The organism is Bacillus sp. LH1 (assembly GCF_057924895.1).
Genome location: NZ_CM175007.1, coordinates 2,980,691 through 2,993,641, shown reverse-complemented (window position 1 = coordinate 2,993,641; position 12,951 = coordinate 2,980,691). Strand labels below are relative to the sequence as shown.

Here is a 12,951-nt window from a genome sequence, read left to right as displayed (position 1 = left end):
AAATAAAAAAGTGGCGTTGGCCACTTTTTTATTTTTTAGGTGTATCCTCAAGCTTGGACTTATTTATTGTGGAAGAATCCATATATTCATCTGATATCTCCATAGCGTATTTATCATGGTGAATATGATTATGTTCTCTTAATTCATTGTCATTACGCAGTACTAACTTCTGCATATAAATATGGAAGAAAACTTCTATTCCGCCAATAATTAAAGCAGCTAAAAATGAAGAAAATCCAATATTATGAGTAGCATCTAAATTAGTAAACAAGGATGTTAATAACCAAATTCCAAAGAAGCTTAAACCGAAATCTGCCATTGTAGCAATCGCATTTCCGTATTTAGGTAAAATGAAGAGATCTCCGATTAAATAGGCAGTTCCCGTAAGGAAAAGAGAAATTAATAATACTTTAGGAATTGAAATGCCTTGAAAGATACTGAGCATGATTAGCAATACTGCAGTTATCGCTGTGTACTTAATTAATAAGGCAACAATATGTTTCATTATTTTCCTCCATTGTTTAAATGTATATGGAATACAATATTTCATTAAAAACGGATTATGCTTTTATATAGCGTAACCCGTTTTAATCACCCTTTAATGGTAAGAGGTACAACCTGGGTAAGAAGCAGGCTTATACTATGGATAGTATTTGCGGAATATCGAGCTTTATTCACAAAGGATAGTTCCATTCTTATAATAGAGAGGTTGCCTAAGTACAGTTTTTTTCATATTAAACTTAATATTTTTTGGTGTTTTGATTTTGTATCATATTCTGATTCGTTAATATAAAAATAAACAAAGTATTTCCGCGTTTAATGCATCTTTTTATCTATATATTTTCCGTAATCAGGTACAGCAATTTTATCAAATTCTTGAACGAGTGTTTTGAGGCTTGTTGATAGCAATTCACCTGACATCGGTATGCCATGTCCAGTAACAGTGGTTAAAGGCTTTAACTTCTCTAGCTTAATAACGGACTCTTTAGCGGCTTTCCAGTCTGTTGTTAAATAGCGAGGCGGACCGCTTATTTCCTGTTCTTGAGTTATGACTTTATATAGATACTCCTGTTTCACTGTAACAAAAGCGTCCCCAGCAATTAAAGTTCGGTCTTTTTCTCGGAATAATGAAATATGCCCTGGAGTATGTCCTGGTGTATGAATCCATCTAAACTCTGGCATATGGGGAACACTTCCATCGGTAGGTAGCGCTTTTACGTTATTTCCTAAGTCAATTGGTTCGTTTGGGAACAGAGGAGACATTTTCGCTACCATACCACCTTCAACTGTAGGGTCTGGTTCTGGATAGCTTTGTTGTCCAGTCAGGAACGGTAGCTCCATTTGATGTGCATAGACGGGAACATCCCAATACTTGATGAGTTCAATTATTCCCCCAACATGATCAAAATGGCCGTGAGTTAAAATAATTACTTTTGGGCGACTATTGGTACCAAATCGATCCTCAGCGATAGAGATAATTTCATTTGCACATTTAGGCATTCCAGCATCAACTAAAACAAAATCATTGGTCTTAGGATTTCCAACAAAGCATATATTGACGATTTGAATCGTGTAACAAAATAAATCACGTAATACTTCGATGCCGTGACCACTTTCAATTGAAGTTGCTGGAATAAACTTGTAATCGCTTCCGTAATTCATTTCATTGTCCAATTTTTCTCCCCCTTAATATATTTTAATACGACATTATAGTTCCCTAATCTTGAAAATTCATTTTGGCGAATTTGAGAAAAGAATTAATGTGGGATTAAAAACAATAATTTAGTCCTAGAATTAAGAAGGATTCATATCAATTTATATAAAGTGCAAACAAAAAATATTGCTTTTAAAGTCACAGATTCTACTATTTTTTGAGGCGAATTTATGGCTTAATAAAAGATTTATAAAGATATTACAATATGGATTTATATAAAAAATACATAACAAAGTTCGATAGAAATCCATTATGTCTAATGATTGCTTTTCATAATAAAAGAATGTTTAAGTTTGGTGATGTAATTGAAGTGAATTAGAGGGGAAATAGAAGTGATAATCTCTTCCTAACTTAATTATATCATGTAATTTACGTTCGAAATAGACTGTTTCTTCTCATTTACTACTGTTACAATCAAGAACACATGAATAGTAAGGAGAGGTGCCAAATGAGTTCTTTCGTTCTCGATTTTCAGGAAATAGAAAAAACGCAGCTTTTTCTCGTTGGTGGAAAAGGATTGAATTTAGGGGAGTTATCCAATATTCAAGGGATACAAGTGCCAGAAGGGTTTTGTGTTACAACGGTAGGGTATGAACAGGTCATCGGAAAAAATGGAGCGTTTCAAACTTTATTGAATCAATTAGCAATGCTAAAAATTGAGGAACGAGATCGAATTGGTGAAATTAGTAAGCAGATTAGAGAAGTCATTATGGCGGTGGAAATTCCAGTTGATGTAGTGGAATCAGTAGCTCATTATCTCTCGCACTTTGGCGATGAACATGCATATGCAGTGCGTTCGAGTGCTACTGCTGAAGATTTACCGTATGCCTCGTTTGCTGGTCAACAAGATACGTATTTAAATGTTATTGGAAAAGAAAACATTTTGCAGCATATTAAAAAATGCTGGGCTTCTTTGTTTACAGATCGGGCGGTTATATACCGAATGCAAAACGGTTTTGATCATAATCAAGTTTCTATATGTGTTGTCATTCAAAAAATGGTTTTCCCTGAGGCTTCAGGGATTTTATTTACTGCGGATCCGATTACTTCGAATAGGAAGGTGTTGTCAATCGATGCCAGCTTTGGACTTGGCGAGGCGCTAGTATCTGGATTGGTTTCTGCCGATAATTATAAGGTAAAAGAAGACGAAATCGTCGAAAAGGTCATCGCAACGAAAAAATTAGCCATCTATGGACGAAAAGAAGGCGGAACAGAGAGAAAGAAAATTGCTCCTAATCAGCAAAAATTTCAAACACTTACTGAACAACAGATTTTACAACTAGCACGCATCGGAAGACAAATCGAAGCTTATTTTGGTTGTCCGCAAGATATTGAATGGTGCTTAGTTGATGATACAATTTATATAGTCCAAAGCAGACCGATTACGACTTTATATCCAATTCCAGAAGTAAATGATGGGGAAAATCACGTGTATATATCAGTTGGTCACCAACAAATGATGACCGATGCGATGAAACCATTAGGTTTATCTTTTTTCCTGTTAACGACTAGTGCACCTATGTGTAAAGCCGGAGGAAGACTATTTGTTGATGCTACGCAAAGACTAGCTTCACCTGCTAGCAGAGATTACTTAATAAACACTTTAGGTAAATCGGATCCGCTCATACGAGATGCATTAACGACTGTAATTGAGCGAGAGAATTTTATTAAATTGTTATCGGATGATGAAAAAGAAAAGGATCTTAGTAAAAATGTGCCACCTGCAAGTTCGCAACAACAACCTGAAAACGATCCGGAAATCGTTACGAATTTAATAAAGAATAGTGAATTATCAATAGAAGAATTAAAACGAAACATGCAAACGAAATCAGGGGTGGATGTACTTGATTTTATTTTAGAAGACATTCAGCAATTAAAGAAAGTATTATTTAACTCGCAAAGTATAGCTATTATTATGGCAGGTATGAATGCTTCATCATGGATTAATGAAAAGATGGAGCAGTGGCTAGGAGAAAAAAATGCAGCAGATGTACTTTCACAATCTGTACAACATAATATTACGTCAGAAATGGGGCTAGCGTTATTGGATGTGGCAGATGTGATTCGGCCGTATCCGGAAGTCATTGCGTATTTACAGCATGTAGAAGATGACAGCTTTTTAGATGAATTAATTCAGTTTAAAGGCGGGGAAAAAGTTCGGGATGCAATCGATGCTTTTCTAAATAAATATGGAATGAGATGCAGCGGAGAAATCGACATTACGAAAACGCGCTGGAGTGAACAGCCAGCTACAATTATACCGATGATTTTAAATCATATAAGAGACTTTGAATATGGTGCTAGTAAGCGGAAGTTTGAAGAAGGGCTGCAGGAAGCTTTGAAAAAAGAAAAAGAGTTGTTAGAGCGATTGCAGCACTTGCCGGATGGGGAACAAAAAGTAGAAGAGACGAAGAGAATGATTCGTAACATCCGCAATTTCATCGGTTATCGTGAATATCCGAAATACGGCATGATTCATCGTTATTTCATATATAAGCAGGCATTACTGAAAGAAGCAGAGAAACTTGTGCAAAATAATGTTCTGGATGAAATAGAAGATATATACTATCTAACTTTTGAAGAACTTCACGAAGTCGTTCGCACAAATAAACTAGATTACAAGATTATTCATAAACAAAAAAATGCGTACAAATTATATGAAAAACTAACACCTCCGCGTGTTATCACGTCTGATGGAGAAATCATTACAGGTAAGTACAAACGCGAAAATCTCCCAGCTGAAGCAATTGTAGGTTTGCCTGTTTCTTCTGGAGTGGTTGAGGGGAGAGCACGCGTTATTTTAAACATGGAAGACGCGAATTTGGAAGATGGAGATATATTAGTTACGGCATTTACCGATCCTGGGTGGACACCTTTGTTTGTTTCTATAAAAGGGTTAGTCACTGAAGTCGGCGGGCTTATGACGCACGGAGCAGTGATTGCACGTGAGTATGGCCTGCCAGCAGTTGTTGGAGTAGAGAACGCTACGAAACTAATAAAAGACGGGCAACGAATTCGGGTACATGGAACAGAAGGATATATTGAAGTGTTGTAGTTGTATTTTAGATAAATAAAGAAATCGTCCACTAAATATAGTGGACGATTTCTTTATGATTTTAATAGTTTTATCAACTTTCGTCAATATTTTCTGAAATATTGATGAATCAGAATGTATGTTCATCTAAAACAAAGGATTTTTTCAAAAATATTACAAATTCAGACAATGCATTGATAATTTTCTGAATTTTCCGTAATATATAAACGTTGTATCGTATTTAATATTGGGGAGGAATAGGGATGAAGAAAAAACCTTTTAAAGTGCTGTCTACGCTTGCGGCGGCAGCTGTGCTTAGTTGCACATTTGGGTATGGGGGTCAATCTGTTTATGCGGCAACGCCGTCTAATGGAGGAACTTTAAGTCCGATTGATGAAAATTTAATTCAAGAGGAGCGTTTAGCAGATGCGCTCAAGAAACGCGGTGTAATTAATGAATCTACGTCGAAAGAAGACACATTAAAAGCTGTTGAAAAATACGTAGAGAAGAAAAAAGGAGAAAATGCGGGAAAAGAACCAGCAGCGGGGGATAGTGTTACGAGAGAAGCGGCTGACTTTTTGAAAAAAGTTAAAGATGCAAAAGCAGATGAGAAAGAAAAAGCAGATCAACCTGCTAGTGGTCCAGTAGCGGGACAAGAGCCGGTTAAAGGGGGATTAAACGGCCAAGTACCAACTACTTCAGCGAAGCAAAAACAATATAACGGTGATGTTCGTAAAGATAAAGTTCTCGTATTGCTAGTAGAGTTTGCGGACTTTAAGCATAACAATATTGATCAAGTACCAGGTTATATGTATTCAAATGATTTTAATCCAGAACATTATCAAAAAATGTTATTTGGTAATGAGCCATTTACACTCTTTGATGGTTCAAAAGTACCAACATTTAAACAATATTATGAAGAGCAATCTGGTGGTAGTTATACAGTAGATGGCACAGTAACAAAGTGGTTGACAGTTCCTGGTAATGCGGCAGATTATGGCGCAGATGCAGGAGATGGCGGTCATGATAATATGGGACCAAAAGGACCTCGTGATTTTGTAAAAGAGGCATTAAATGCGGCTGTAGAAAGTGGTATTGATTTATCTGAATTTGACGAATACGATCAATATGACAATAATGGTGATGGCAATAAAAATGAACCAGATGGTCTGATTGATCACTTAATGGTCATTCACGCTGGAGTTGGGCAAGATGGGGGCGGTGGTAGACTAGGTGATGATGCAATTTGGTCACATCGTTGGCACCTTGGAACACCATATCCAATTGAAGGAACAAAAGCAAAAGTTGATAACTGGGGCGGTAAGATGGCAGCATACGACTACACAATTGAGCCAGAAGACGGAGCGGTTGGTGTATTCGCACATGAATTTGGTCATGATTTAGGTCTTCCAGATGAGTATGATACGAAGTACACAGGAGCAGGTGAGCCAATTAACTCCTGGTCTGTTATGAGTGGCGGTAGCTGGGCTGGTAAAATTGCAGGAACAACGCCACCGAGTTTCTCTCCGCAAAACAAAGAGTTCTTTCAAAAGAACATGGGTGGAAACTGGGCCAATATTGTAGAGGTTGACTATAATAAATTAAATCGTGGTATTGGCTATGCGACGTATTTAGATCAAAGTGTAACGAAATCAAATCGTCCTGGTCTGATTCGTGTTAACTTACCAGATAAAGAGGTAAAAGGTATTCAGCCTGCATTCGGTAAGAAGTACTACTATAGTACAAAAGGTGATAACCTTCATACAACATTAGAAACGCCAGTGTTTGATTTAACAAATGCAACAAATGCGAGGTTTGATTATAAATCAATGTATGAAATTGAAACGGATTATGACTTCCTTGAAGTACATGCAGTGAAAGAAGATGGTACGAAAACGTTAGTGGATCGAATTGGTGAAAAAAATGTGAAAAATGGTCTAGACACAACAGATGGTAAATGGGTAGATAAGTCTTATGACTTAAGCAAATTTAAAGGTCAAAAAGTAAAATTAGTATTCGAATACATTACAGATGGTGGTTTAGCGCCGACCGGTTTTACTTTTGATAATGCTACATTAACTGTAGATGGAAATGTTGTGTTCTCTGATGATGCAGAAGGCGAAACGAAATTTAAATTAAATGGTTTTGTTGTAGCAGACGGTTTTGATAAGAAGAAGCATAACTACTATTTAGAGTGGAGAAACTATGCTGGTGCTGATCAAGCGTTAAAATATAGCAGTGGTGTACCATATAATACAGGTCTGCTAGTATGGTATGCAGACTCTAGCTTTACAGATAATTGGGTTGGTTTACATCCAGGTGAAGGTTTCTTAGGAGTTGTTGACTCTCACCCAGAGGCAATTGTTGGAACACTAAACGGCAAACCAACTGTTAAAAATAGTACACGATTCCAAATCGCAGATGCTGCGTTCTCCCTTAACCAAACGCCAGCATGGAAAGTGGTATCTCCAACACGCGGAACATATGATTACAAAGGATTACCAGGTGTAACGAAGTTTGATGACTCTAAATTGTATATAAATGATTTAATCCCAGATGCAGGACGTAAATTACCGAAATTTGGATTGAAATTTGAAGTAGTTGGACAAGCAGATGATAATTCTGCAGGTGCAGTTCGTTTATATCGTTAATAATGTAGAAGCTGTTGAAGGGGAGTCCTTTCAACAGCTTTTTTTACAGAAACATAAATTTCAAGTTATTAATAAAATAATAGAAATTACTAAGCAAGCGGGCTTATTTCTTTAAGCCAGCAGCATAAAAAGGTCCATGAACTGCGATTGTTGATAAAAAGCGAGCAATCTCCTCAGGTGTTTCTTTTTGTCCATTATTTAACCATTGTTGGATGACACCTATATGTGCAGATGCCATATAAGAAGTTAAATATTCGCTTGGAACAAGTAAATTCTCCTTATTAATGAGAGGACCATTCGTATCTTCAAATAATGTTTTCCACATAAAGTCTTTCAGTTTTGTTTGGAAAGATAAATCTCCTTTCGGACTTAGTACAGCTCTCATAAAATCACTATTTTCATTTAGAAATTCAAGAATAGAAGTGATAAGTATAAATGGCATTGTTGGAGAAGGATTTGATCCAAGGTCAGCAATAACTTCCGGGAATTTCTGTTTAGCAATGTTAGAAAACTCGTACATAATGTCTTCTTGGCATTTTGTCATTAAATCAAATTTATCTTGATAGTGCGCATAGAAAGTACCGCGATTAATGTTTGCTTTCGTTGTAATATCTTTCACTGTAATGGCGTCAAAACCTTTTTCTTCAATTAGCTCCACCAATGCATTTCGTATGGCAGTTTTCGTACGAACAACACGCAAATCTAAATTATTATCGCGCAAAGCATATCCCTCCTTAATTTTACTCAACACATTTGGAAAATGTGTCTTATAACCAACACATTCACGATTTTTGATTATTGTATAAGGTTCAACTCGAACATATAATTCAAAATATAAATAAACAACACGTTGTTGGTTATTATAGATCAAATTAAGGGAGGAGAAAAGAAAATGTTTAAAAATAAACTTTTATTTTTATCACCAGTTATTGTACTACTTGTTGTTTTTATTTTTTCATTAACGCTATTTCCAACTGTTCAACCGCAGCCGAAAAACTTGCCAATTGCAATTGTAAATGAGGATCAAGGTGTAGAAATTCCAAATCAACCGAAAATGAATATGGGGCAAACGATCGTTGATAACATGAAAAAAACAGCGAAATCAGAGGAAGAACCCGCAGTGAAGTGGGTAGAAGTAAAAAATAAAGAAGCCGTTCAAAAGGGATTAAACAATAAAGAGTATTACGCGGCATTAGTCATCCCGAAAGAATTTAGCGCAAAACAAGCGTCGTTACGAACACCACAGCCATCTTCACCTGAGATAGAAATATATATTAATCAAGGAATGAATACTGCTGCATCAACTATGGCAGGGCAAATATTACAGGCGATTGTTGATAATATGAACAATACTGTTCGTACACAAATATTAGAAGGGTTGAAAGCAAAAGGAGCTACTGTAACAACAAATCAAGCTGAGAAATTAGTAACACCTATTGTAAAGAACGTGAAAAATGTGAATGAGGTCGGCAAAAATAGTGCGAACGGTAACTCACCAATATCATTATTCCAGCCGTTATGGATTGCAAGTTTAGCTAGTGCAGCGATTATTTTTATTGCGATTAGTAAAATGCCAGTAAGCTCAAGAAAAGAAAACTTTCTGTTAAAAGTAAAACAAATCGTAACAGGAGCTATTGCGACACTTGTAATTGGGTTTGGTCTTACATGGATTGCAGATGGGATGGTAGGGTTAAATATTTCGAACTTCACGGATACAGCTCTATTCTTATCCATTACTTCTTTTAGTTTCTTCTTAATGATATCTGCAGTACTATCATTAGTTGGGTTAAAAGGAATCGGTTTATTCGCTTTATTACTATTCTTCGGGGCACCGTTATTATCATTAGCACCTGAGATGTTGTCTCCGTTTTATCAAGACTGGGTTTACTCATGGTTACCAATGAAATTTATGATTGAAGGCCTAAGAGAAATCTTCTTCTTCGGAAAAGGGTTAAGCTGGAATACACCTGTTACTGTACTCGTTTGGATTGGTATAGTAAGTATGGTTACTATATTAGCAACTGCACTCAAACGTAGTGTAGTAAAAGGGCATAAAACAGAATTGAACGCTTAAAAACAAGCCGTTTCACTAATTAGTGAAACGGCTTGTTTGTGATTTTTTCTCAATGTAAATGCTTGATTGTTGAAAAGTGTAGTGTTTAGAATTAAGGCGAAATCTTTAAAGATCGCGTACGTTCCAAACAATCTCACCACGTTCATCATCCCACGTACTGTGATGCCGCTTAAATCCTATCTTTTCTAGTACCCGGAGGGAAGCGATATTCCAAGCACCTACAGTCGACCAAAGTCTTTGGCGCCCAGTAGCAATCGCCGCGTCCAGTACAACAGATGCGGCCTCAGTCGCATAACCTTTACCATGAGCGCTGCGGAACAACTCGTATGCAATCTCCGGCTCTTCAAGTGTGGAACGACCGATAATTAAGCCACAGTACCCAATGAAATCGCCTTCGTCTCTCCTTCGAATAGTGAGAAGGGAAATACCATTTTCGTCTGCCTTCTTGCGCATCTCAATAAGCCGATTACGAACGGAATCAACGGCTGGAATGTCCACGCCACGTTCGCCAATTAATTTGCTCAGCCAAACGGAATCGGATTCCTCCCACATACTAAGCTCAAGTCTTTCGGTTTTCAGCTGGAAGGCCATAGTTTTAAATAAAGATGGCATAGTGGTACCTCCTAGTTATATGACTGGATTCATAATAGCTTCGCATCTCAACACCACATCTGGTTGGAAACCTGATTCATTCGCGAATTTATAGCAACAGCGTACAAAAAAATAGTGATATTTTATCCGCTATTTGCCGTGTAGTAAAATCCCCACTGATTATAGTTTCACTTTATGAATAAGCAATTCCTTTACAAAATAGACCCTTTTCTCAAACTTTTCTTTCAATCTAAAGCCGTCCCGTTATATACACAGGCTCCTACTATTTCTAAATGCATAAAATGTTAAGCGAAAGTATGGGGGGATATGATGTATAATTCGAATTATTATGATTGGTATAGGCAGAATGATAAGTTAATTAGTGATATTGAAAAAGCTATAAATGGAGAGTATAGCGCTATAAGCTGCTATGCAAAATTAGCGAATATGGCTCCAAATCAAGTAGAACAAAAACAAATTCTTGAAATTCGTAATGATGAAATAAAGCATTTCCACAACTTTGTACAAATTTATATGAACTTAACTGGTAGGTAGCCAAAACCACAAATTACTGAAGACTGCCCAAATACGTATTTACAAGGATTAGAGTTCGCTATACAAGATGAACAAAAAACAGTAGATTTTTATTTGGAAATTTCAGATGAGACATCGGATGTACATTTGAAAGGGTTGTTACGGAGAATAGCTGCGGATGAACAAAATCATGCAGTATGGTTTTTATATTACTTTGTAAAGTCGAAGTGAGCATTAAGAATGAACGACTGATGTGGTGCATATATTAAAAAATATTTTAAAACGTAGTGCAACAATTAAATGAAATATTTAAATATAAGCAGAAGGAAACCGTTTCGCTAGTCGTGGAGCGGTTTTTTTATGATGTACTTATGTATCGACAAAATATAGTAATTACATTTCATATATAATGTATAGAACAAAAATAAATAAGCTAGGAGCAGACATATGAAAAGAGGGATTACAGTAGATATTCTAGATGGATATGATAATTTACTTTGGAAAGTATTAAAGCCAATTGATATTACTGTATTTGATTGGCGAGTGAGGGATGAGGAGTCCTACTTAATAGCACGTGGTGAATTGGATGAGGCATTATTTCCAGAAGAACCAAGTGTAGTGGAAGGGTTAGCGTTGAAAAAGTTAGTTAAAGACAACATATATTATCTTATTTTTGCAGATTTAAAAGCATATCCTAAAGGAGAAATAGCGATAGATATTGAAACATACGAAGAGTTTAAGGAAAGCAAGTGTGAGGTAGTTGTATTAGCGGTGGATGCTCAATACATACAAATTTATGCGAAAGATCAAAAATCGATTGAATTAATGTATGAAAACGCAGTGAATCAAGGATTTTATGTAGAATATATTACAGATGAAAATGATGGAAGGACTCGTTTGTCAGTATGGTAGCAATTTGAAAGGGGAAAGGCAATATGGAGAGAAATATAAGTAAAGAATATGCAATTCGAATTGCTACTGAAAATGAAAGTGATAGTATTATCCTTTTATTAAAAGAGGTAGCACAATGGCTACAATATAAAGAAGTGGATCAGTGGCAGTATCTTTTAGGAGAGGAAGCTACGGCTGAAATACTAGAATGTATAAGAGAGAAATATACATATGTTGTTCTGAAAGAAGCTGAAATAGTTGGTACGGTTACAGTTTCTCCTAAACAAAATGAATGGGATGAACATATTTTTGGTAAAGAGGAAGTTTCTAATTCATTATATATTCATAGATTTGCGGTGAAACGGAAGTATAAGGGAAATGGAATAGGAGAATGGATTTTACGGTGGGTAGAAGAGAATGTGCAATGTGATAAAGAGTATTTGAAGTTAGATTGCGTGGGGCATAATCGTACGTTGAATGATTTTTATAAGAAAAATAGTTTTGAATATGTTGGAAGTACGGATGGGCTTAGTAAGTTTCAAAAGAAAAGGAGAATGTGAATGCATCCAATTAACGTAAGTTTAGTTGAAAAGTTAATACAGGAACAGTTTCCTGAATGGGCCCATTTAGAAGTGAAACCTGTAAAGTTTAGTGGGCATGATAATAGGACGTTTCACTTAGGGGATGAGATGAGTGTAAGATTGCCAAGTGATGTGGCATATGCACCGCAAGTAGAGAAAGAAAATAGTTGGCTTCCTATATTAAATAAGGGGCTTTCTTTACCGATTTCTACCCCACTTGCGAAAGGAAATCCGTCTGAAGCGTATCCATTGCCTTGGTCTATTAATAAGTGGATAGAGGGAGAAACAGTTACGAAACAAAACGTTCGGGATTTAAATGAATTTGCGGCGGACTTAGGATCTTTTTTAGTAGAATTGCAATCTATTAATGCGAGTAACGGACCTTTAGCTGGAACACATAATTTTTACCGAGGCGGACTTATATCTGTATATGATGAAGAGGCGAGAGTTGCTATTGAAAATAATAATGATGTTTTTGACGAGGCATTATTAAAGCACCTTTGGAATGTAGCACTTAGTTCAATATGGGACCGTAAGCCAGTTTGGATTCATGGAGATGTAGCACCGGGGAATTTACTCGTTAAAGATGGAAAACTTTGTGCTGTAATTGATTTTGGTATTTTAGGTGTAGGAGATCCTGCTTGTGATGCAGCGATGGCTTGGACGTTTTTTGATGAAAATAGTAGAAATGTATTTAAAGAAGTATTACGCATGGATGAAGAAACGTGGAATAGAGCGAGAGGATGGGCACTTTGGAAGGCGTTAATTACATATGATACGAATAGGGATAGTAATGAAAAAGTAGCAGAAGAATCTTATCGTATCATTCAAGTGCTTGTGGATGATTATGAGAGGTAATAGAAAAGCCTATTTTAAAATAG

Annotated in this window: 10 protein-coding genes and 1 pseudogene; 7 read left to right on the top strand and 4 right to left on the bottom strand. The window is 36.3% G+C overall.

The window, feature by feature from the left end:
* Positions 1 to 28: 28 nt before the first annotated feature.
* Both ACX9TM_RS15545 and ACX9TM_RS15540 read right to left on the bottom strand, forming a co-directional pair.
* Positions 29 to 505, bottom strand: coding sequence for a YndM family protein (locus tag ACX9TM_RS15545; RefSeq protein ID WP_000680664.1), 477 nt, complete (start codon positions 503 to 505; stop codon positions 29 to 31).
* Between the two features lie 311 nt (positions 506 to 816).
* Positions 817 to 1,674 (bottom strand): MBL fold metallo-hydrolase, encoded by an 858-nt coding sequence (locus ACX9TM_RS15540; protein WP_065382536.1) that lies wholly within the window; start codon positions 1,672 to 1,674, stop codon positions 817 to 819.
* 488 nt (positions 1,675 to 2,162) lie between these two features.
* Here ACX9TM_RS15540 and ppsA point away from each other — a divergent pair, with 488 nt between their 5' ends.
* Together ppsA and ACX9TM_RS15530 are read left to right on the top strand one after the other, a co-directional pair.
* Positions 2,163 to 4,769 carry a phosphoenolpyruvate synthase gene (gene ppsA / locus ACX9TM_RS15535; RefSeq protein ID WP_072770344.1) on the top strand — a complete coding sequence of 869 codons (2,607 nt, stop codon included), beginning with the start codon at positions 2,163 to 2,165 and terminating at the stop codon, positions 4,767 to 4,769.
* A gap of 242 nt (positions 4,770 to 5,011) precedes the next feature.
* Positions 5,012 to 7,399, top strand: coding sequence for an immune inhibitor A domain-containing protein (locus ACX9TM_RS15530; RefSeq protein WP_016122771.1), 2,388 nt, complete (start codon positions 5,012 to 5,014; stop codon positions 7,397 to 7,399).
* A gap of 103 nt (positions 7,400 to 7,502) precedes the next feature.
* Here the strand turns inward: ACX9TM_RS15530 and ACX9TM_RS15525 are convergent, their stop codons facing one another.
* Complete coding sequence (locus ACX9TM_RS15525; protein WP_001205504.1) at positions 7,503 to 8,120, bottom strand: TetR/AcrR family transcriptional regulator; 618 nt, start codon at positions 8,118 to 8,120, stop codon at positions 7,503 to 7,505.
* A 171-nt stretch (positions 8,121 to 8,291) separates the two neighbouring features.
* Between ACX9TM_RS15525 and ACX9TM_RS15520 the strand changes: the two genes are divergently transcribed.
* On the top strand, positions 8,292 to 9,473 hold the full coding sequence (locus ACX9TM_RS15520) for a YhgE/Pip domain-containing protein (protein WP_065382595.1): 1,182 nt from the start codon (positions 8,292 to 8,294) through the stop codon (positions 9,471 to 9,473).
* Between the two features lie 105 nt (positions 9,474 to 9,578).
* Here the strand turns inward: ACX9TM_RS15520 and ACX9TM_RS15515 are convergent, their stop codons facing one another.
* Entirely contained in the window at positions 9,579 to 10,085 is a 507-nt protein-coding gene (locus ACX9TM_RS15515; protein WP_001139523.1) for a GNAT family N-acetyltransferase, read from the bottom strand.
* A gap of 309 nt (positions 10,086 to 10,394) precedes the next feature.
* Between ACX9TM_RS15515 and ACX9TM_RS15510 the strand changes: the two are divergent.
* The 4 genes and pseudogenes from ACX9TM_RS15510 to ACX9TM_RS15495 all read left to right on the top strand — a co-directional run bounded on the left by ACX9TM_RS15510 (position 10,395) and on the right by ACX9TM_RS15495 (position 12,928).
* Positions 10,395 to 10,829 (top strand): annotated as a pseudogene (locus ACX9TM_RS15510) (ferritin-like domain-containing protein).
* Positions 10,830 to 11,045: 216 nt separating this feature from the next.
* The gene (locus ACX9TM_RS15505; RefSeq protein WP_000820201.1) at positions 11,046 to 11,510 is read left to right on the top strand and encodes a DUF2691 family protein; all 465 of its coding nucleotides are present in this window, start codon (positions 11,046 to 11,048) and stop codon (positions 11,508 to 11,510) included.
* A gap of 23 nt (positions 11,511 to 11,533) precedes the next feature.
* Positions 11,534 to 12,049 carry a GNAT family N-acetyltransferase gene (locus tag ACX9TM_RS15500; RefSeq protein WP_000440749.1) on the top strand — a complete coding sequence of 172 codons (516 nt, stop codon included), beginning with the start codon at positions 11,534 to 11,536 and terminating at the stop codon, positions 12,047 to 12,049.
* Entirely contained in the window at positions 12,050 to 12,928 is an 879-nt protein-coding gene (locus ACX9TM_RS15495) for an aminoglycoside phosphotransferase family protein (protein WP_072770345.1), read from the top strand. It begins immediately after the preceding gene.
* The last annotated feature ends 23 nt before the right edge of the window (positions 12,929 to 12,951 follow it).

Excerpts from the sequence above, each read along its gene's own strand:
- ACX9TM_RS15520 (WP_065382595.1), top strand. The coding sequence starts at position 8,292 with ATGTTTAAAAATAAACTTTTATTTTTATCACCAGTTATTGTACTACTT.
- ACX9TM_RS15495 (WP_072770345.1), top strand. The coding sequence starts at position 12,050 with ATGCATCCAATTAACGTAAGTTTAGTTGAAAAGTTAATACAGGAACAG.
- ACX9TM_RS15500 (WP_000440749.1), top strand. The coding sequence starts at position 11,534 with ATGGAGAGAAATATAAGTAAAGAATATGCAATTCGAATTGCTACTGAA.
- ACX9TM_RS15505 (WP_000820201.1), top strand. The coding sequence starts at position 11,046 with ATGAAAAGAGGGATTACAGTAGATATTCTAGATGGATATGATAATTTA.
- ACX9TM_RS15530 (WP_016122771.1), top strand. The coding sequence starts at position 5,012 with ATGAAGAAAAAACCTTTTAAAGTGCTGTCTACGCTTGCGGCGGCAGCT.
- ACX9TM_RS15545 (WP_000680664.1), bottom strand. The coding sequence starts at position 505 with ATGAAACATATTGTTGCCTTATTAATTAAGTACACAGCGATAACTGCA.
- ACX9TM_RS15515 (WP_001139523.1), bottom strand. The coding sequence starts at position 10,085 with ATGCCATCTTTATTTAAAACTATGGCCTTCCAGCTGAAAACCGAAAGA.
- ppsA (WP_072770344.1), top strand. The coding sequence starts at position 2,163 with ATGAGTTCTTTCGTTCTCGATTTTCAGGAAATAGAAAAAACGCAGCTT.